This window comes from Bradyrhizobium sp. BR14999, from assembly GCF_056106085.1.
In genome coordinates this window covers 4997363-5017010 of sequence record NZ_CM148536.1, presented here as the reverse complement: position 1 = coordinate 5017010, position 19648 = coordinate 4997363, and the positions used below count along the sequence as shown (strand labels likewise).

At 63.8% G+C, this 19648-nt stretch carries 15 protein-coding genes and 2 tRNA genes; 6 read left to right on the top strand and 11 right to left on the bottom strand.

From position 1 onward, the window contains the following. Nucleotides 1–9: 9 nt before the first annotated feature. The 3 genes from ACR9YP_RS23395 to ACR9YP_RS23385 all read left to right on the top strand — a co-directional run bounded on the left by ACR9YP_RS23395 (nt 10) and on the right by ACR9YP_RS23385 (nt 2750). Nucleotides 10–1842 (top strand): caspase family protein, encoded by a 1833-nt coding sequence (locus tag ACR9YP_RS23395; RefSeq protein WP_474217185.1) that lies wholly within the window; start codon nt 10–12, stop codon nt 1840–1842. A gap of 232 nt (nt 1843–2074) precedes the next feature. Next, nucleotides 2075–2431 (top strand): hypothetical protein, encoded by a 357-nt coding sequence (locus tag ACR9YP_RS23390; protein WP_438107988.1) that lies wholly within the window; start codon nt 2075–2077, stop codon nt 2429–2431. A 242-nt stretch (nt 2432–2673) separates the two neighbouring features. Then, nucleotides 2674–2750 (top strand) — tRNA-Val (locus ACR9YP_RS23385). An 89-nt stretch (nt 2751–2839) separates the two neighbouring features. Here the strand turns inward: ACR9YP_RS23385 and ACR9YP_RS23380 are convergent. From ACR9YP_RS23380 to ACR9YP_RS23355, 6 genes are all read right to left on the bottom strand, one after another. Next, nucleotides 2840–3244 carry a GFA family protein gene (locus tag ACR9YP_RS23380; RefSeq protein WP_474217183.1) on the bottom strand — a complete coding sequence of 135 codons (405 nt, stop codon included), beginning with the start codon at nt 3242–3244 and terminating at the stop codon, nt 2840–2842. A 69-nt stretch (nt 3245–3313) separates the two neighbouring features. Further along, complete coding sequence (lon, locus tag ACR9YP_RS23375) at nt 3314–5737, bottom strand: endopeptidase La (RefSeq protein ID WP_091899076.1); 2424 nt, start codon at nt 5735–5737, stop codon at nt 3314–3316. Between the two features lie 325 nt (nt 5738–6062). Further along, the gene (gene clpX, locus ACR9YP_RS23370) at nt 6063–7334 is read right to left on the bottom strand and encodes an ATP-dependent Clp protease ATP-binding subunit ClpX (RefSeq protein ID WP_025576640.1); all 1272 of its coding nucleotides are present in this window, start codon (nt 7332–7334) and stop codon (nt 6063–6065) included. A gap of 447 nt (nt 7335–7781) precedes the next feature. Next, nucleotides 7782–8420, bottom strand: a complete 639-nt coding sequence (locus tag ACR9YP_RS23365) for an ATP-dependent Clp protease proteolytic subunit (RefSeq protein WP_128946185.1) — start codon at nt 8418–8420, stop codon at nt 7782–7784. A gap of 289 nt (nt 8421–8709) precedes the next feature. Then, complete coding sequence (gene tig, locus ACR9YP_RS23360) at nt 8710–10071, bottom strand: trigger factor (RefSeq protein WP_438107985.1); 1362 nt, start codon at nt 10069–10071, stop codon at nt 8710–8712. 172 nt (nt 10072–10243) lie between these two features. Continuing rightward, nucleotides 10244–10328: transfer RNA gene (locus ACR9YP_RS23355), tRNA-Leu, on the bottom strand. Nucleotides 10329–10481: 153 nt separating this feature from the next. On the opposite strand from ACR9YP_RS23355, the gene ACR9YP_RS23350 reads away from it, so the two are divergent. Then, on the top strand, nt 10482–11798 hold the full coding sequence (locus ACR9YP_RS23350) for a multicopper oxidase family protein (RefSeq protein ID WP_474217180.1): 1317 nt from the start codon (nt 10482–10484) through the stop codon (nt 11796–11798). Nucleotides 11799–11802: 4 nt separating this feature from the next. Here the strand turns inward: ACR9YP_RS23350 and ACR9YP_RS23345 are convergent, their stop codons facing one another. Together ACR9YP_RS23345 and ACR9YP_RS23340 are read right to left on the bottom strand one after the other, a co-directional pair. Beyond that, the gene (locus ACR9YP_RS23345) at nt 11803–12240 is read right to left on the bottom strand and encodes a GNAT family N-acetyltransferase (protein ID WP_438107984.1); all 438 of its coding nucleotides are present in this window, start codon (nt 12238–12240) and stop codon (nt 11803–11805) included. Then, entirely contained in the window at nt 12240–13739 is a 1500-nt protein-coding gene (locus ACR9YP_RS23340; protein ID WP_438107983.1) for an NAD(P)H-hydrate dehydratase, read from the bottom strand. Before ACR9YP_RS23340 ends, ACR9YP_RS23345 begins: the two co-directional genes overlap by 1 nt. A gap of 381 nt (nt 13740–14120) precedes the next feature. On the opposite strand from ACR9YP_RS23340, the gene ACR9YP_RS23335 reads away from it, so the two are divergent. Together ACR9YP_RS23335 and glnA are read left to right on the top strand one after the other, a co-directional pair. Then, nucleotides 14121–14459: a P-II family nitrogen regulator gene (locus tag ACR9YP_RS23335; protein ID WP_091893396.1), complete on the top strand. Its 339-nt coding sequence runs from the start codon at nt 14121–14123 to the stop codon at nt 14457–14459. A 151-nt stretch (nt 14460–14610) separates the two neighbouring features. Further along, nucleotides 14611–16020, top strand: coding sequence for a type I glutamate--ammonia ligase (gene glnA / locus ACR9YP_RS23330; RefSeq protein WP_370985964.1), 1410 nt, complete (start codon nt 14611–14613; stop codon nt 16018–16020). 226 nt (nt 16021–16246) lie between these two features. On the opposite strand, the gene ACR9YP_RS23325 is transcribed toward glnA, so the two are convergent. The 3 genes from ACR9YP_RS23325 to ACR9YP_RS23315 form a co-directional block, all read right to left on the bottom strand. Continuing rightward, nucleotides 16247–17386, bottom strand: a complete 1140-nt coding sequence (locus ACR9YP_RS23325; RefSeq protein WP_474217179.1) for an asparaginase — start codon at nt 17384–17386, stop codon at nt 16247–16249. Nucleotides 17387–17468: 82 nt separating this feature from the next. Next, nucleotides 17469–18230 (bottom strand): slipin family protein, encoded by a 762-nt coding sequence (locus tag ACR9YP_RS23320; protein ID WP_474217178.1) that lies wholly within the window; start codon nt 18228–18230, stop codon nt 17469–17471. Continuing rightward, nucleotides 18227–19609 (bottom strand): NfeD family protein, encoded by a 1383-nt coding sequence (locus ACR9YP_RS23315; RefSeq protein ID WP_474217177.1) that lies wholly within the window; start codon nt 19607–19609, stop codon nt 18227–18229. Before ACR9YP_RS23315 ends, ACR9YP_RS23320 begins: the two co-directional genes overlap by 4 nt. Nucleotides 19610–19648 lie beyond the last annotated feature (39 nt).

The window sequence follows — 19648 nt, the reverse complement described above, 5'->3', positions numbered from 1 at the left end:
GGGGCTGCAATGGGCGCGATTCGGATTTTCGTATTTCTATTGGGCGCATTCTATCTTGGCTGCGGACCGGCACAGGCGGACAAGCGCGTCGCGCTTGTCATCGGCAATTCCGCATACAAGAGCGTGCCCAGGCTGACCAACCCGGTGAACGATGCCTCGCTCGTCGGTGGCATGTTTAGGAAGGCCGGGTTCGATACCGTGGATGTCAAACTCGACCTTAGCGTCGTCGACATGCGCAAGGCGCTGCGCGAATTCGGATCCAAGGCCCGCGAGGCCGATGTCGCGGTGATCTACTATGCGGGCCACGGCATCGAGCTGGACGGCAACAATTATCTGATACCCACTGACGCCGCACTGGAAACCGACACCGACGTCTTCGACGAGGCTTTCCCGCTCGACCGGGTGTTGTTCGCCATCGAGCCAGCCAAGCAGCTCCGTCTCGTCATTCTCGACGCCTGTCGCGACAACCCGTTCGCCAAGACGATGAAGCGCACGGTCGCCGCGCGCGCCATTGGCCGTGGCCTCGCCAAGGTCGAGCCGACCAGCCCGAACACCATGATCGCCTTCGCGGCCAAGGCGGGCTCGACGGCATCGGACGGCAACTCCAGAAACAGCCCGTTTGCAGCAGCGCTGGTCGAGCGCCTGCCGACGCCGGGGCTCGACCTGCGCAAGGCCTTCGGATTCGTGCGCGACGACGTCTTGAAGAACACCGGCTACAAGCAGGAGCCGTATGTGTACGGCTCGCTCGGCGGCGATGACGTGGCACTGGTCCCGGCCAAGCCCGTCGCCGCAGGACCGCAAGCGAGCCCGCAGGATGCGATCCGCCGGGACTACGAACTGGCGCTGCAGGCGGGAAACCGGGACGCCTGGGAGGCCTTCCTGCAGGCCTACCCCGACGGCTTCTATGCCGGCCTCGCTCGCGCCCAATTGAAGAACGTCGCGGCCGAAGAGGCGCGCACCGCCGCAGCCGAGAAGGCGCGCCAGGCAGAAGACGCCAAGGCCCGGCTCGCCGCCGAGCGCGCCACCAAGGCCGAGCAGGAGAAGGCGGCGGCCGCCGCCAAGGCGGCCGAGGAGAAGCGTCTCGCCGCCGAGAAGGCCAAGCAGGTCGAGGAAGCCAAGGCAGCCGCAGCCGAGCAACGAAGGAAGGAGGCCGAGGCCGCAGCGGCAAAGGCGCTGGCCGACAAACAAGCGGCCGAGAAGGCGCTGGCCGAGAAGCTCGCGAGCGACAAGGCCGCCGCCGAGCAAAAGCCGCAGGTCGCCAATGAACAGAAGGTCGCCGCCGTCGCCCCGACCTCGTCGCAGCCGAGCCTGTCGCCGCAGGAAATGACAAAGCTGGTGCAGTCAGAACTCCGCCGCGTCGGCTGCCTGACGGCCTCGGCCGACGGCGACTGGAATGCGTCGTCACAACGTTCGCTGACGCTGTTCAACAAGTACGCCGGCACGAAGCTCGACGCCAAGCTGGCGAGCTTCTATGCGCTGGACGCGATCAAGGCCAAGCCGGGCCGCGTCTGTCCGCTGGTTTGCGATCACGGCTTCAAGGCCGACGGCGACGCCTGCGTGAAGATCGCCTGCCGCGCGGGCTATCGCGTCAATGACGAGAACGAGTGCGAGAAGGTGCAGGAGAAGAAGCCGATAGCGACGCGCGATAATTCGAAAGGGCGGGATAGCGAGCGGAAACAAACGGAGGCTGCGCCAGCGTCTCCGCAAGCCAAATCGTCAGGACAGATAATTTGCAATGCAGCCGGTTGCCGTCCAATTCGATCGGGCTGCAGGCTCGAGGCAAATAGAGCCGGGGTACGTGGCTACGGCAGTGGACCTGGCGACGTCGAAGTTTGCAACTGACAGCGGTGTAACCGTCCAGCAGTACTGCTTAACTTGAAGCTAGCCCCAACGAGAACGACGCTGCCTCGCTCGACCTGCGAGCGCAGACTGGTGGGCGGTCACGGATTCGAACCGCGGACCCTCTGTGCGCATTGCGGCCGCATTGGTTTCACCGAACGGCCACATCGGAATCAGATGCCAACCAGATTTCCTCGATAGATTCGCCGTTCCTCAAACCTGGAAAGGCAAGACCATGCGCAGCTTCACGGCATCCGTCATCGTTGCAGCTCTCTCCCTGGGAACACCTACTCTGGTGCAGGCACAGGGCGCATCGTCACAACCCGGCGCGGAACAGCCGTCCTCTGAATCCAGCACGGTGATCCGGAGCATACAGGTCGTGGACGTCAAGGAATTGCAGCCGGCGGTGCGCGCGAAAGTCGATGAACTCGTGGCGCAGACAAGCGAGCAAGACATCCAGTCGCTTCGGAAGTCCATCGACGCCACACCGCAGGCAGCCTCCGTGCTCAAGGCCAAGGGCTTGAGTTCGTCCCAAGTCGTTGCGATCAACATCGCCGACGGTGTTCTGACGATGTTCACCAAGACGGCCTGACATCGGACGGCAGTTTCGAGGCGACGCACGGCGGCCGCGAGCACGATCGCCGCCTCCTCGGCCGGACGACGAGATCCACGCGACGAAAGAGGATTGCCCTGCAGCGGGCCTGCTGCAGGGCCGCTCGTGTGTCCAGCATGAAAACCCTGACCAGGCCGCAAATTGGAGCCAGTTTGCGACGCGCTCGGCTCTTGCTTCGGCACCCGCCGGGGCGCTAAAGAGGCGCACTTGAAGGCGCACTTGGGCGGTTAGCTCAGCTGGTTAGAGCATCTCGTTTACACCGAGAGGGTCCGCGGTTCGAATCCGTGACCGCCCACCAGCCTTCGCCTGCTTCGCAGGCTACGGCTTGGCAAGCCAGCCGAGGCGCTCATTGGTGCGAAGCTGGCGAAGGCTTGTCGCGAGCCAACCTCAATCCTTCGGCCTCCCCGGTAGCCCCGGCACCGCATCGATCCAGACCGCGGCCGACTGGCACCAGATCTGCCGGACCGGCCTGAGAGCGTCGCGCTGACGGATGCTGCCCCAGCGGATGCCCCAATCGTCGGCGTCATCGCCCTCGCCGCTCGTGAACAGCGGGGAACCGCAATCGGCGCAGAAGTGCTGGAAGCGCATGCGGCCATTGTCGCCCCGTTTGCCGTAGATCTTTGGCGTGCCGCCGGTCAGACGGACGTCCGTTCCGGAACAGACGGCCGTCACCCGGAACGGCGAGCCGGTCAGCGTCTGGCAATCGGTGCAGTGGCAGACCGAGATCTGCTCGGGATCGATGTCGGCATCGAAGGTGATCTTGCCGCAATGGCATTGCCCGTCGATCTGCATCGCCCTCGTCCCTTCGCCCAAAACAAAAACGGCGCCCGAAGGCGCCGTTCTATCATCTTTCACTGAGCCTCAGTGAGCGGTGAGGCCGCCGGCGGCTTCGTCCCCATCCGGCTTTACCGTCACCTTGGTGTCCTCTTCCCAGACAATCGGCACCGGCTTCTTCACCAGCGCCTTGGCGACGACATCGTCGAGGCGCGAGACCGGGATGATCTCCATGCCGCCCTTGATCGCATCGGAAATCTCCGTGAGATCCTTGGCGTTGTCCTCGGGGATCAGCACCGTCTTGATGCCGCCGCGGGCAGCTGCCAGCAGCTTCTCCTTCAGACCACCGATCGGCAGCACGCGGCCGCGCAGCGTGATCTCGCCGGTCATCGCGACATCGTGGCGGACCGGAATGCCGGTCATGACCGAGATGATCGCGGTGGCCATGGCGACGCCCGCGGACGGACCGTCCTTCGGCGTCGCGCCCTCCGGCACGTGCACGTGGATGTCGCGCTTGTCGAACAGCGGCGGCTCGACGCCGTAGTTGATCGCACGCGAGCGGACGTAGGACGCCGCCGCCGAGATCGACTCCTTCATCACGTCGCGCAGATTGCCCGTGACCGTCATCTTGCCCTTGCCGGGCATCATGACGCCTTCGATGGTCAGCAGCTCGCCGCCGACATCGGTCCAGGCAAGGCCGGTGACGATGCCGACCTGCGGCTCGCTCTCGATCTCGCCGAAGCGGTATTTCGGAACGCCGAGCAGCTCTTCCAGAGTCTTCTCGGTGACCTTGACCGACTTCTTCTTGGAGATCATCAGCTCCTTCACCGCCTTGCGGGCGAGTGTGGAGAGCTCACGCTCCAGATTGCGCACGCCCGCTTCGCGGGTGTAGCGGCGGATCAAAAGCAGCAGCGCGTCGTCGTCGATCGAGAACTCCTTGGAGTCCAGGCCGTGCTTGGACACCGCGTTCGGGATCAGGTGCTTGCGCGCGATCTCGACCTTCTCGTTCTCGGTGTAGCCCGCGATCCGGATGATCTCCATGCGGTCCATCAGCGGGCCGGGAATATTGAGCGTATTCGCGGTCGTGATGAACATCACGTTGGACAGATCGTAGTCGACCTCGAGATAGTGGTCGTTGAAGGTCGCGTTCTGCTCGGGGTCGAGGACCTCGAGCAGCGCCGAGGACGGATCGCCGCGGAAATCGGCGCCCATCTTGTCGATCTCGTCCAAGAGGAACAGCGGATTGGACGACTTCGCCTTGCGCATCGACTGGATGATCTTGCCGGGCATCGAGCCGATATAGGTGCGGCGGTGACCGCGGATCTCGGCCTCGTCGCGCACGCCGCCGAGCGAGACGCGCACGAATTCGCGCCCCGTCGCCTTCGCGATCGACTTGCCGAGCGAGGTCTTGCCGACGCCGGGAGGCCCGACGAGGCACAGGATCGGCCCGGTCAGCTTGTTGGCGCGCGACTGCACCGCGAGATACTCGACGATACGTTCCTTGACCTTCTCGAGCCCGTAATGATCGGAGTCCAGGATGGCTTGCGCCGCTTCCAGGTCCTTCTTGACCTTGGACTTCTTGTTCCACGGGATCGACAGCAGCCAATCCAGATAGTTGCGCACGACGGTCGCTTCCGCGGACATCGGCGACATCTGGCGCAGCTTCTTCAATTCATGCTGCGCCTTCTCGCGCGCTTCCTTGGAGAGCTTGGTCTTGGAGATCTTCTCTTCGAGATCGGCGAGCTCGTCGCGACCGTCGTCGTCGCCGAGTTCCTTCTGGATCGCCTTCATCTGCTCGTTGAGATAATACTCGCGCTGGGTCTTCTCCATCTGGCGCTTGACGCGCGAGCGGATCCGCTTCTCGACCTGGAGCACCGAGATCTCGCTCTCCATCAGGCCCAGCACCTTCTCGAGGCGCGTGGTGACGGACAGCGTTTCCAGGATACCCTGGCGGTCCGCGATCTTGACCGCGAGATGCGAGGCGACCGTGTCGGCGAGCTTGGCGAAATCGGTGATCGCCTGCACGACGCCGACGACCTCGGCCGAGATCTTCTTGTTGAGCTTCACATAGCTCTCGAAGTCGGACACGACCGAGCGCGCCAGCGCCTCCGCCTCGACCGACTTCGCATCGGTATCGGCGAGCGCGACGGCAGTCGCTTCGTAATAGTCGGCGCGATCGGTGTATTTCTGCACGCGCGCACGCTCGAGCCCTTCGACCAGCACCTTCACGGTGCCGTCGGGAAGCTTCAGGAGCTGGAGCACGCTGGCAAGCGTACCGGTCTCGTAAATCGCATCGGGCGCCGGATCATCGTCGGACGCGTTCTTCTGCGTCGCCAGCATGATCAGCGCATCGTTCTTCATCACCTCTTCGAGCGCGCGGATCGACTTCTCGCGGCCGACGAAGAGCGGCACGATCATGTGCGGGAAGACGACGATATCGCGCAGCGGCAGCACGGGATAAGCGTGCGTTGCGCCATGAACGATGGTTGGCCGGGGTTTGGGATTAGTCATGGCCTTTTCCTTTTGCTTTGCCCCCTCGCACGCAGCCCGCTGATCATGCGCAACCGCCACGAGGTGCCGAGGTGATCCGCAGAACCGGTCGGTCCTTTTGCGAGTTGGACCGGCTTGCCGGATCGGAACTGAGGCGAATCTTGAAGAGAATTTTCGCTCGCCCGCCGACATTAGGTGGCTATCGACCCGGGGGGTGTCAAGTCATCGAAAAACGCGCGCCATCAGGCGCTTACGCACGCAGGTAAGCGACGCAACACCGGCTGCGGAGATACATTTCCGCAGCCCTCCTTGATCAGACAATTGGAGCGTTCCAGCGCCGAAAAAATCAGGCGCTGGCGTTCTCGACGGCGCGATCGGACCGATCGGCGTAGATGTAGAGCGGACGCGCCGTGCCTTCCACGACTTCTCGCGAAATCACGACCTCTTCCACACCTTCCAGGCCCGGCAAGTCGAACATGGTCTCGAGCAGGATCGCCTCAAGGATCGAGCGCAGGCCGCGCGCGCCGGTCTTGCGCTCGATCGCCTTGCGGGCGACCGCGCCAAGCGCCTCGTCGGCGAAGGTCAGCTCGATGTTCTCCATCTCGAACAGCCGCTGGTACTGTTTCACCAGCGCGTTCTTCGGCTCGGTGAGGATCTTCTTCAGCGACGTCTCGTCCAGGTCTTCGAGCGTCGCCACGACCGGCAGACGACCGACGAACTCAGGAATGAGGCCGTATTTCAGGAGGTCCTCAGGCTCGACGTGACGGAAGATCTCGCCGGTACGGCGGTCCTCCGGCGCGAGCACCTGGGCACCGAAGCCGATCGAGGTCGACCGCCCGCGCGCCGAGATGATCTTCTCGAGGCCGGCGAAGGCGCCGCCGCAGATGAACAGGATGTTGGTGGTATCCACCTGCAGGAACTCCTGCTGCGGATGCTTGCGGCCGCCCTGCGGCGGGACCGAAGCCACCGTGCCTTCCATGATCTTGAGCAGAGCCTGCTGCACGCCCTCACCCGACACGTCGCGCGTGATCGAGGGATTGTCGGACTTGCGGCTGATCTTGTCGATTTCGTCGATGTAGACGATGCCGCGCTGGGCGCGCTCGACATTGTAGTCGGCGGACTGAAGCAGCTTCAGGATGATATTCTCGACGTCCTCGCCGACATAGCCGGCTTCGGTCAGCGTCGTCGCGTCCGCCATCGTGAACGGCACGTCCAGGATGCGGGCGAGCGTCTGCGCGAGCAGCGTCTTGCCCGAACCGGTCGGACCGATCAGCAGGATGTTCGACTTCGCGAGCTCGACGTCGTTGTGCTTGGTCTGGTGGTTGAGGCGCTTGTAGTGGTTGTGCACCGCGACCGACAGGACCTTCTTCGCATGGCTCTGGCCGATCACGTAGTCGTCCAGCACCTTGCAGATTTCCTTCGGCGTCGGAATGCCGTCGCGCGACTTGACCAGCGAGGATTTGTTCTCCTCGCGGATGATGTCCATGCAGAGCTCAACGCACTCGTCGCAGATGAAGACCGTGGGACCCGCGATCAGTTTGCGGACTTCGTGCTGGCTCTTGCCGCAGAACGAGCAATATAGCGTGTTCTTGGAGTCGCTCGTGCCGACCTTACTCATTCATGTCTCCGTCCGCGGTTCGATCCCGTTCCGCTCGATCGCTCCATTCCGACACGATGGCCGGCATGGAGCTTAAGTAGAGCAAATTCCGTACCAAAAAAGACCCTACGCGTTACATCCAGTGCGAATCACGGTCGCTCGATTCTCCGCGATCATAGCCGATCAATCGTAGCCAACCATGCTGTCACCCGACTATCAAGAATTCGCTAATCGGGGCTCGCCGGCTACCCGTGACAATACCGTGATTTCCGGTCTTGGCACGAGCGAAGTGATCGAAATCACCCCGGCGTTGCTGGATTGCCACGAAAAACAAGCACGAAAGCGGAACTTTCCGCCTGTCGCAGGGCGCAAAACCGCGTTGTGCGGCGCGCGCACGCGCCCTTAACGTGAACACCGCCCTGACGCTACGCGGCGATCCCGAGGGATCGCCGTAACGCCCCGGTAGTGCTACAATGGGGCTTTCGCCGGCGTCGGCTCCTCGGCGCGCTTGTCAATGACCTTGTCGACCAGACCGAACTCCTTGGCGTCGTTCGCAGTCAGGAACTTGTCGCGTTCCAGCGCGTCCTCGATCGACTTGTAGGTCTGGCCGGTGTGCTTCACGTAGATCTCGTTGAGCCGCTTCTTCAGGTTCAGGATTTCCTGAGCGTGCAGCATGATGTCGGTGGCCTGGCCCTGGAAGCCGCCCGAGGGCTGGTGGACCATGATGCGCGCGTTCGGCAGCGAGAAGCGCATGTCCTTCTCGCCGGCGGCGAGCAGCAACGAGCCCATCGAGGCCGCCTGTCCCGTGCACAGCGTCGAGACCGGCGGACGGATGAACTGCATGGTGTCGTAGATGGCAAGGCCCGACGTCACCACGCCGCCCGGCGAGTTGATGTACATCGAGATTTCCTTCTTCGGATTTTCCGCCTCAAGGAACAACAGCTGCGCGACGATCAGCGTCGACATGCCGTCCTCGACCGGGCCGGTCACGAAGATGATGCGCTCCTTCAACAGGCGCGAGAAAATGTCGTAGGCGCGCTCGCCACGGTTGGTCTGCTCGACCACCATGGGCACGAGGTTCATGTAGGTTTCAACCGGATCGCGCATGAGTCACCTAGGGTTTCGGAGACGGACATCGCCAGGCTAGCTGCCAGTTTGGCTGGATTTGCCGGAAGGCGGATGGACGTCCTGTGATGCAGGAACTTGGTAGAGGTAGAACATTGAGTACAGGGTGTACCGACAGATATAGCCCAATTCGCGCCTGACAAGTGCGGAGCGCATTAAGGCTTAACCCGTCGGGCAGTTGAAGCTGATTCGCGCAAAGAGGCCCAGCCGGCCATCTGGCTAGCTGAGCCCCTTCGCTGATCATCCTTAATGGAAGGCTTTCTCAACGCCTTCAGGCAGCGCTCTTTTCCGCCTCGTCATCCCTGTAGAGCTCCTCGCGCGAGACCTTCTTCTCGGTCACCTTGGCGAGCTCGAGGATGAAGTCGACGACCTTGTCCTCATAGATTGGTGCACGAAGCTGGGCCAGCGCCTGGGCGTTGTTGCGGTAATAGTCCCAGACTTCCTTCTCACGGCCGGGCATCTGGCGCGCCCGCTCGATCACGGCGCGGCCGACCTCGTCGTCGGTCACGGTGATCTTGTTCTTCTCGCCGATCTCGGAGAGCACGAGGCCGAGGCGCACGCGGCGGTCGGCGATCTTGCGGTACTCTTCCTTGGCGGCGTCTTCAGTGGTGTTCTCGTCGGCAAAGGTCTTGCCGGCCGAAGCCATCTCGGCCTTGACCGAGTTCCACATCAGATTGAACTCCTCGTCGACCAGCGAGGGCGGCGCATCGAAGCGATGCGCTTCGTCGAGGCGGTCGAGCAGCGCGCGCTTGACGCGCTGACGCGTCGCGGTCGCGAATTCGGCGGCCAGCCGCTCGCGCGCGGCTTCCTTGAGCTTGTCGAGCGATTCGAGGCCGAGCGTCTTGGCGAACTCGTCGTCGATCGCGAGATCCTGCGGCGCCTCGATCAGCGTCGCGGTGGTCTCGAACTCGGCCGGCTGGCCGGCGAGCTTGTCGTTCATGTAGTTTTTCGGGAACGACACTTTCAGCGTGCGCGTCTCGTTGGCGCCGATGCCGATGAGCTGCTCCTCGAAGCCGGGGATGAAGGTGTTGGAGCCAATCAGGACCTGGATGCCCTCGCCGGTGCCGCCCTCGAAGGCCTCACCGTTGATGGTGCCTTTGAAGTTGATGGTGACACGATCGCCCGAGGCGGCCTTGGCGCCCTCGCCTTTGGCGGCAAAGGTGCGATTGGAATCGGCGATGCGCTTGATCGCCTCGTCGACGTCGGATTCGGTGACGTCGACGACGGGCTTCTCGACCTCGAAGGTCTTGAAGTCGGCGAGCGCAATGGCTGGCACCACCTCGATCGCGACGGTGTAGGTCAGATCGGTCTTGCCGCTCAGCAGTTCCTCGACCTCGGCCTGCTCGGTCGGCATGGTGATCTTCGGCTCGGTCGCGAGGCGGAAGCCGCGCTCGGAGAACAGCTGCGTGTTGGTGTCGCGGATGGTCTGGTCGATGGTCTCGGCCATCACCGAGCGGCCATAGACCTTCTTCAGGTGACCGACCGGCACCTTGCCGGGACGGAAGCCGTTGAGACGGACCTTGTCCTTGAGATCGACGAGCTTGGCATCGGCCTTGGCGTCGAGATCTGACGCAGGGACGCTGATCTTGAACTCGTGCTTCAAACCTTCCGAGAGGGTCTCTGTGACCTGCATGGCGTCCAATCTTCTTCTCGTTCGGTCCCGGCGCGCATGCGTCGGGACGCTGTCATTAATCGATCCGACGCGAGGCAAACGCCTCAACGCCGGTGGTTCATTGGACCGGCTCCAAGCGGACAAAGTCCGCGCGGAAGCAGGTCTCGTAATCCGTGCAAACGCTGAAAGCGCTTGGTGCGGGCGGAGGGACTCGAACCCCCACAACTTTCGTCACTGGAACCTAAATCCAGCGCGTCTACCAGTTCCGCCACGCCCGCGTGAATTTGCATCAAGACCGGCCGCGATGCCGCGGGCGGCCGGGCTTATAGCATGTGCCTGACTGTTCGCAGCAAAAAAATGGCCGGTTGGAGGCAAGCTTCAAGTAGGCACGACGGCTGGACTTATCCAGCGCGGCGTGGTCCGGATCGGCCATGGCAACGCGGATTTTTGACCCGAACCGACGCGAGGTTTTGGCCGGACTTTTGACTGGACTTGGCGCCTCGGCGGCCGGGCTGATCGGCGGCGGCGCAGGCCCGCTCGTGACCGCCCAGCTCGCGCTCCAGGCACGACCGGCCACGTTGGCCTTGACGCCGGGTCAGCCGCCGACACCAATCTGGGAGCTGGCCGCCGTAAGCCACCTGGGAAACGTCCGTCTCAAGCGCGGCAACCGCTGCGAGGTGGTGTTCCGGAACGAGCTGCCTGTGCCGCTTGCACCAGTCTGGTACGGCCTGACCGGCCCGACCACTTCCGATCCTTTCCGGGGGCGCGCGCCGACCGCCCCAGACACGACTGAAACATCAATTATTTCAATATCTAATGCAGGAACCCTGCTGGCCGACTTCCGCCTCTTCGAGGACGGCCTGAAGCAACCCGCGCGCCCACTTCCGATCATCGCCGAGGAGGCAAATCGGGTCACTGTTGATCGTGACGAGGTTTTGCTGATCGAGGAATGGCGCGTGCGGCCGGATGGGACCGCGCTTCCCCCGGGGCGCGATCCCAAGGACACGACGCCGCTCTACACGATCAACGGACAGACTTCATTCGAACTGTTAGCCGCGGCCAATGAGCGGCTGCGGCTACGCTTTATCAACGGCTCCCAACGTACTGTTCTGGCGATCAAATTGGAAAGCCACGACGTCCGGGTGATGGCCCTGGACGGACAACCGGCCGAGCCGTTTTCGGCGCGCAGCGGGGCGCTGGTGCTGGCCCCGGGCGCGCGGGCCGATGTCTTTGTGGACGCGGCCACGTCGGCCCCATTCCTGCTGCACGACGGCAAGGAGGCCCGCCAGGTCGGCAGCCTCTCGGTCACAGGCAGGCTGGAGCGGCGCGCGCCGCCAGTGCCGGCACAGCCGCTCCCTTCCAATGACCTGCCCGATCAACTCGATCTGAAAGGCGCCCTGCGGTTCGATGTCGCGCTCGGCGCAGCCGACGCCGGCTGGACGCGGCCCGTCAATTTCTCCACCGCCTCCGCCCCGACCTTCCGCGCCAAGGCCGGCCGCACGATCGTCCTGGCCCTGAAGAACCCAGCCCCCGTCACGACCGTGTTCCACCTGCACGGCCACCATTTCCGCCTGCTCGACAAGCTCGACGACGGCTGGAAGCCCTACTGGCTCGATACGCTCGCGATCGAGCCCGGCCAGACCCAGCGCATCGCATTCGCGGCGACCTCATCCGGACGATGGCTGATCGAATCCGTTCTGACCGACTGGGCCGCCCCGCGGCTCGTGCGCTGGTACGCGGTGGAGTGAGCGCCTATTGGCGCGTCCAGAGGTACCGAGCGTCGGGCTCCCGTTCCTCGTTCCGCACCCCGTCGGTCTGCTCGACCAGCGCAAATCCGCGCGCTTCATAGAAGCGCCGCGCCGGCGCGTTGCGCTGGAAGGTCCAGAGCTCGAGTCGATCGCAGGCCTCTTTGGCAACGTCGAGGAGTTCAGTACCGACACCACGGCCCTGGGCAACCGGAAGCACGTAGAGCTGCTCGATCCAGCCCTCACGGAACGCAATGATCCCGCTGAGCACTTCGTCGTCGAAGCGTCCCCATACGCGGCAGGTCGGAAAAACACGCTCGCGGTAGAACCAGCGGTCCTCGTCCGGCGTGTGCAACCCGACGAGCCACGGCATCGCCTGGTCGAGCGCAATCCGATGGACCTGGGCGGCCGCATCCATGTCCGCGAGCGCGAGCTGCCGCAGCACTAGTACTCCACCCCGAGCGCATCATAGATCCGCCGGTGCACGGCCGGCAGCGTCTCGGTCAGGTCTTCCGCGATCAGCCCCGGCCCCGCCTCGCTTCCTGCCTCGCCATGCATCCAGACGCCGATGCTGGCGGCCTCAAACGCCGGCACGCCTTGCGCCAGGAGGCCTGCGATGATGCCCGAGAGCACGTCGCCGGCGCCGGCGGTGGCGAGCCAGGGCGGCGCGTTGGCGGCGATGGTGGCGCGGCCGTCAGGGGCCGCGACCGTCGTGTCCGGTCCCTTCAGCAGCACCACGGCGCCGCAGCGCTCGGCGGCGGCGCGGACGCGCTCGAGCTTGGACCGGCCGGGATGCTTGTTGCTGAGATCCGAGAACAGCCGCGGAAACTCGCCCTCGTGCGGGGTCAGCACCACCGCATTGTCCTGCGAGGACCTGATCGATTCGAACAGCCGCTCTGGCTTTGCGGCAAAGCTCGTCAGCGCGTCCGCGTCCAGCACCAGATGCCGCTGCGCCGTCAGCGCGGTATGAACGAGATCGCAGGTGCGCTCGCCGACGCCCGCGCCGGGGCCTATCATGCAGGTGTTATAGCGCTTGTCGCCGAGGAGCTCGCCGAACTCGATCGCGGTGTCGACCGGGCGAACCATCACCGCGGTCAGCGCGCTGGCATTGATCGCGAGCGCATCGCGCGGGCTCGCCAGCGTCACGAGGCCCGCGCCGGCCCGCAGCGCCCCGCGCGCGGCGAGCCGCGCAGCGCCTGTCGCGGCTGCGTCACCGGAGACGGCCAGCACATGGCCTCGCGCGAATTTGTGGCCGTCGATGCGCGGCACCGGAAAGGCGGCGCCCCAGAAATCCGGATCGTTCTCGAAGAGCTGCGGGGCGATCTCGTCCAGCACGCTCGCGTCGATGCCGATGTCGGCGACGCGCACGCGGCCGCAATGCATGCGGCCGGGCAGCAACAGATGCGCCGGCTTCTTGCGGAAGAAGGTCACGGTCTCCGTGGCATTCACGGCCGCGCCCATCACGGCGGCGCTGGTGCCGTTGATGCCGCTCGGCAGGTCGACCGCCAGCACCAAGGCGCCGTTGCCGTTGATCGCCTCGATCATGGCGCGCGCCTCGCCGTCGACGGGGCGGCTGAGGCCCGCGCCGAACAGGGCATCGATGATCAGCGCCGGCTTTCCGATCGCCTGCGGATTGAACGGGAGCACCGGGTGCTTCCAGCCCCGCGCGGCGGAGGCGGCGTCACCCTGGAGCTGGTCGCGTTCGCACATCAGGATCACCGAGACCTCGCGGCCCTGGGCGGCGAGCTCGGCGGCTGCGACAAAACCGTCGCCGCCATTGTTGCCGGGGCCGGCGACGATCAGGATCGGCCCCTCCTCGACCAGCGCATTGGCCGCCTCGGCGACCGCCTGGCCGGCGCTGAGCATCAGCTTGAAGCCGGGCGTGCCTGCCGCGATACTGAGCTGATCGGCGCGCTGCATTTCAGCGTTGGTCAGAACTTCCATGCCACTTCCCTGGTCCAAACGCCCGTTCAACGGGCACGTTCCGCGCCGACCCATCCCACGGAACAACGATCTGCACATATATTGAACCGTTTGCCTATTTCGTAGTCTGCGGTATTTTGGGCCGGTCGGCGCCACCTATCAGATTGTGCTCGTTAAAAGGCTGATAACGCTCCAATAATCAGGGCATTTGCAACTTGGCATAGACCCTGCTTTCGAGGAAGCCGCTTCGGTTTGTCGTGCTCACTGGCATTCATCAGGGTGTGGCCGGCCGTCGTTGCCGGGCTGGTCAGGCATCCCGGCATAGCGAAGACAAGATCGTGCGTGACAAAGCGCATCCTGACGAAGACGTTGCTATTTGATCGAGAGGCCGGGAGGCGCGCAGTGAAGAAAATCGAAGCCATCATCAAGCCATTCAAGCTCGACGAGGTGAAGGAAGCGCTTCAGGAAGTCGGCCTTCAGGGCATCACCGTCACCGAGGCCAAGGGCTTTGGCCGGCAGAAGGGTCACGCCGAACTCTACCGCGGCGCAGAATACATCGTCGACTTCCTGCCCAAGGTGAAGATCGAGATCGTGATCGGCGACGATCTGGTCGAGCGCGCCATCGAGGCGATCCGCCGCGCCGCGCAGACCGGGCGCATCGGGGACGGCAAGATCTTCGTCTCCAACGTCGAAGAGGCGATCCGCATCCGAACCGGCGAATCCGGGCTGGACGCTATCTGAGCCGGGTGCTATCCCGCGTTTTGCGACACTCTGACAGGAAATAAGGCTGCTTCGGCGGCCTGATTTCGTTTGTGCGGTCGCGCCAAACTCGCCCAAGCGAGAATAATCTTGCTCATCTGGAAACCGACCCGCAGAGCCAAAAGGGGTATGCATGAAGACCGCCAAAGACGTCCTGAAATCGATCAAGGACAACGACGTCAAATACGTCGACCTGCGCTTCACCGATCCGCGCGGCAAGTGGCAGCATGTGACGTTCGACGTCAGCATGATCGATGAGGACATTTTCGCCGAAGGGACGATGTTCGACGGCTCCTCGATCGCCGGCTGGAAGGCGATCAACGAGTCCGACATGTGCCTGATGCCCGATCCGGTGACTGCGACGATCGATCCGTTCTTCGCCGAGACCACGATGGTCATTACCTGCGACGTGCTGGAGCCGACCACCGGCGAGCCCTACAACCGCGACCCCCGCGGCATCGCCAAGAAGGCGGAGGCGATGGTGAAGTCGATGGGCGTGGGCGACACCGTCTTCGTCGGCCCCGAGGCCGAGTTCTTCGTGTTCGACGACGTGCGCTTCTCCTCGACCCCCTACAACACCGGTTTCCGCCTCGACTCCTCGGAGCTGCCGACCAACTCCGACACCGAATATGAAGGCGGCAATCTCGGCCACCGCGTCCGCACCAAGGGCGGCTACTTCCCGGTTCCGCCGCAGGACTCCGTGCAGGACATGCGCTCGGAGATGCTCGGCGCCATGGCCAAGATGGGCGTCAAGGTCGAGAAGCATCACCACGAGGTCGCCTCCGCCCAGCACGAGCTCGGCATGAAGTTCGACACGCTGACGCTGATGGCCGACCACCTCCAGATCTACAAGTACTGCATCCACCAGGTCGCGCACATCTACGGCAAGACCGCCACCTTCATGCCGAAGCCGGTCTACGGCGACAACGGCTCGGGCATGCACGTGCACCAGTCGATCTGGAAGGAAGGCAAGCCGGTGTTCGCCGGCAACAAATACGCCGACCTATCGGAGACATGCCTCCACTACATCGGCGGCATCATCAACCATGCCAAGGCGATCAACGCCTTCACCAATCCCTCGACCAACTCCTACAAGCGTCTGGTCCCGGGCTATGAGGCCCCCGTGCTGCTCGCCTACTCCGCGCGCAACCGCTCGGCCTCCTGCCGCATCCCCTACACTGCTTCGCCGAAGGCCAAGCGCGTCGAGGTGCGCTTCCCCGATCCGCTCGCCAACCCCTATCTCGGCTTCGCCGCGATGCTGATGGCCGGTCTCGACGGCATCAAGAACAAGATCGATCCGGGCCCGGCGATGGACAAGGATCTCTACGACTTGCCGAAGGAAGAGCTGAAGCAGATCCCAACGGTGTGCGGCAGCTTGCGTGAAGCCCTCGAGAATCTCGACAAGGACCGCGCCTTCCTGAAGGCCGGCGGCGTGTTCGACGACGACTTCATCGATGCCTATATCGAGCTGAAGATGACCGAAGTCGAGCGCTTCGAGATGACCCCGCATCCGATCGAATTCGACATGTACTATTCGGGCTGATCGGCCCGAACGCCATACGGCAAGCAAAAGGCGCTCCGAGAGGAGCGCCTTTTCGTTTGGGCCGTTGGGTCTGTAGGGTGGGTTAGCTGGCGGCTGCGCGAAGCGCAGTCCGCTGGCGTAACCCCACCATGCTTCAGCAAATGCGGAAGTTGGTGGGTTACGCCTAGCGATTTGCGCTTTGCGCAACCCGCTAAGCTAACCCACCCCACAAGATACGAGCCAGCCGCTACCACGTCGCGGTGAACGCCTTCTGCAATTCGGCCGGCGCCGTCACACCGCTCGCGATCAGCAATTGGGTGAGAACGCGCGCCTTCTGGGGATTGAGGTCCTCGGACACGACGAATCCGTTCTTGTCGTCGTCGACCTCGACGTTTCGCGTCACGAAGCCGGATCGAACCCGCGTGGAGCGCACCACGATGATGCCCTTCTTCGCCGCCGCTTCGAGCGCTTCGAGGGCGGGCTTGGACGTATTGCCGTCGCCGACGCCGGCGAGCACGATGCCCTTGGCGCCGTGCGAGATGGCATCCTCGATCGGAACGGCGTCCATGTTGGCGTGAGAGTAGACGATCGCGACGCGCGGCAATTGCTCGCCTGCCGGCAGCTGATAGGTCGCGCGCTTGAAGCCGGCAGCCTGGGTCATGAAACGGATGCCGCCGGCGGTGTCGACATAACCGATCGGCCCGTCATTGGACGTATTGAACGTCTCGATGCTCGTGGTGTTGGTCTTGGTGACCGAGCGGGCGCCCTGAATCTTGTCGTTCAGCACGGCCATGACGCCCCGCCCGCGCGAGCGCGGATCGGCGGCCACCTGCACCGCCTCGTAGAGATTGCCGGGGCCGTCCGCGCTCACCGACGTAGCCGGCCGCATCGAGCCGACGATCACCACGGGCTTGTCGCCGCGCACCACGTTGTCGAGAAAGAACGCGGTCTCCTCCAGCGTATCGGTGCCATGGGTGATGACGATGCCATCGGCTTCATTCTTGTCGAAGGCCTCCTGGATGCGGCGGGCCAGCGCAAACCAGACCTTGTCGTTCATGTCCTGGGATCCGATCGACGAAATCTGCTCGGCGTTCAGCTTCGCCAGCTTGTCCAGGCCCGGCACTGACTGCATCAGCTGCTCGCCCGTGATCTGGCCGGATTTGTACGCACCCGTCGCGCGCGGGTCGGCCTGGCCCGCAATGGTGCCGCCCGTCGCCAGTACGAGAATGCGGGGCAGATTGGCGGCAGGGGTGTCCTTGCCGGGCTCTGCGGCCTGCGCGGCTCCGCCGATCGGCCACGAACAAAGTGCGAAGGCGACCAGCGGAACGGCAAGCATGAATGTCCGGCGTTGGCGGCGGCTTGGTGGGCTGACGGCGTGCTTGGTCATCGAATGTTGCTCCCGTTTAAGTAGGCATCAACATTCGACACGCCCATTTGGGCCGAAGATGGGTCATCTTCGCCGCTTACGGCTACGGGTTGTTAGGCCGCGACATCAAATGGTCGAGCAAGCCCGTCGGTAGCGGAAACACGACAGTCGACGATCGTTCGCCGGCGATGTCGTGCAGAGCCGCGAAATAACGCAGCTGCATGGCCTGAGGCTCCTGCGCGAGGATCCGGCCGGCTTCGACGAGCTTTTCGGCAGCCTGCTGCTCGCCCATCGCATTGATCACCTTGGCCCGCCGCAAGCGCTCGGCCTCAGCCTGTTTGGCAATGGCGCGAACCATGGTTTCGTTGATATCGACGTCCTTGATCTCTATGCCGGTGACCTTGATGCCCCAGACGTCCGTCTGCTTGTCGAGGATCTCCTGGATGTCGGCGTTCAACCTGTCGCGCTCGGCAAGCATCTCGTCGAGCTCGTGCTTGCCGAGCACCGAACGCAACGTGGTCTGGGCGAGCTGGCTGGTGGCCGCCATGTAATCGCCGACCTTGATGATGGCGCGCTCGGGGTCGACGATGCGGAAGTACAGCACGGCGTTGACCTTGACGGACACGTTGTCTCGCGAAATCACGTCCTGCGGCGGCACGACCTGCACCATCACCCGGAGGTCGACCTTGACGAGTTGCTGCACGATCGGAATGAGGATGATGAGGCCAGGGCCCTTCACACCGGTAAAGCGGCCGAGCGTAAAGACGACACCGCGCTCATATTCGCGCAGGATTCGAATGGCCTGGGACAGAAATATGACGACTAGCAGCGCGAGCGCCGCATAGGTCAGATATTCCAGCATCATGATGTACCTCCCTCACCGGTCCTCGCCGGTGCGCGCCGTATCAGCAGCGTCAGGTCGACGACGCTGGCAACTTCGACCGTCTCTCCGGGCTCGAACGTGTCGGCGCCGCGCGCCTGCCAGCGTTCACCATGGGCGAACACATGACCCTCGTTCCCGTTCCAGTCGAGAATTTCGGCGGACAAGCCTCGCATGGCCTGCGCGCCGACCCGTTCAGGAGCCTTGGCGGCCCGCCGAAGCGAACCAAGCACGACCAGTGTAAAGCCGACGAACACAGCTGTAGTGATGCCGATCACCCACCACGACAGCTGGTAGCCGGGCGCCTCGACCCTGAACAGCATCAGCGCACCCAGCACGAAAGCGATGATCCCTCCGAGACCGATCACCACCGTCGGATTGAAGGCTTCGACGGTGAGAAGCACGAGTCCGACCAGCATCAGGGCGAGGCCGGCATAGTTGATCGGCAGCAAATTGAGCGCGTAGAGGCCGATCAGCAGGCAGATCGCGCCGACGACTCCGGGAGCGACGGCTCCGGGAGACATGAACTCGAAGATCAGACCGTAGATGCCGACCATCAGGAGAATGAACGCCACGTTCGGGTCGGTGATGACCGCCAAGAAGCGGGATATCCGTCCCGGCTCGATAGCTTCGACGACCGCATCCTTCGTCGCGAGGCGTTGCGTCTTGCCGCCTGCAACCTCCACCACACGGCCATCGAGCTGCCGCAGCAATTCAGCCTGGTCCCGCGCGACGAGATCGATGGCATGGGCCTCTAGCGCGCCGTTGGCAGAGAGAGTGGCGGCCTCACGGACCGCCTTCTCCGCCCAGTCCGCATTGCGGCTGCGCAGCTCGGCGAGGCTGCGGATAAAGGCGACGGCATCGTTCGTGGCCTTCGCCGTCATCGCGTCCTTCGGCTCATCCTTCTTGTCTTTGCCATCCTTGTCGGGTGCACCGCTCGGCAGGCCCGGCAGCGGTCCGCCAATCTGCACCGGCGTCGCCGCACCGATATTGGTGCCTGGTGCCATCGCCGCGATGTGGGTCGCATAAAGGATATAGGTCCCTGCACTCGCCGCGTGGGCGCCGGAGGGAGCGACGTAGCCGACGACGGGGATGGGCGAGGCGAGCACATCCGCGATGATCTCGCGCATGCTGGAATTGAGACCGCCGGGCGTGTTCATTCTCAGAAGCACGACCTCCGCGCGCCGTTCGCTCGCCTTGGCCAAAGCCTCCCGCACATAGCTGGCTGACGCAGGGCCAATGGCCCCGTCGATCGAAACAATCAGTGCAAGGCGGCCGCTCTCCTCCGCTGAGCTGGGAAGGAGGCAGCAGATCAATGCCACGACGGTGATCGCCGCAACGAGGGCCGCCTTCATGGTTTGCACGGCAAGGGCTCCCTTGCAGAGCATATGGTGTTCCCCTCG

What these genes read in the sequence shown, in the direction of transcription:
- ACR9YP_RS23395 (WP_474217185.1), top strand. Translation starts at nt 10, where the DNA reads ATGGGCGCGATTCGGATTTTCGTATTTCTATTGGGCGCATTCTATCTT.
- ACR9YP_RS23390 (WP_438107988.1), top strand. Translation starts at nt 2,075, where the DNA reads ATGCGCAGCTTCACGGCATCCGTCATCGTTGCAGCTCTCTCCCTGGGA.
- ACR9YP_RS23380 (WP_474217183.1), bottom strand. Translation starts at nt 3,244, where the DNA reads ATGCAGATCGACGGGCAATGCCATTGCGGCAAGATCACCTTCGATGCC.
- lon (WP_091899076.1), bottom strand. Translation starts at nt 5,737, where the DNA reads ATGACTAATCCCAAACCCCGGCCAACCATCGTTCATGGCGCAACGCAC.
- clpX (WP_025576640.1), bottom strand. Translation starts at nt 7,334, where the DNA reads ATGAGTAAGGTCGGCACGAGCGACTCCAAGAACACGCTATATTGCTCG.
- ACR9YP_RS23365 (WP_128946185.1), bottom strand. Translation starts at nt 8,420, where the DNA reads ATGCGCGATCCGGTTGAAACCTACATGAACCTCGTGCCCATGGTGGTC.
- tig (WP_438107985.1), bottom strand. Translation starts at nt 10,071, where the DNA reads ATGCAGGTCACAGAGACCCTCTCGGAAGGTTTGAAGCACGAGTTCAAG.
- ACR9YP_RS23350 (WP_474217180.1), top strand. Translation starts at nt 10,482, where the DNA reads ATGGCAACGCGGATTTTTGACCCGAACCGACGCGAGGTTTTGGCCGGA.
- ACR9YP_RS23340 (WP_438107983.1), bottom strand. Translation starts at nt 13,739, where the DNA reads ATGGAAGTTCTGACCAACGCTGAAATGCAGCGCGCCGATCAGCTCAGT.
- glnA (WP_370985964.1), top strand. Translation starts at nt 14,611, where the DNA reads ATGAAGACCGCCAAAGACGTCCTGAAATCGATCAAGGACAACGACGTC.
- ACR9YP_RS23325 (WP_474217179.1), bottom strand. Translation starts at nt 17,386, where the DNA reads ATGACCAAGCACGCCGTCAGCCCACCAAGCCGCCGCCAACGCCGGACA.
- ACR9YP_RS23320 (WP_474217178.1), bottom strand. Translation starts at nt 18,230, where the DNA reads ATGATGCTGGAATATCTGACCTATGCGGCGCTCGCGCTGCTAGTCGTC.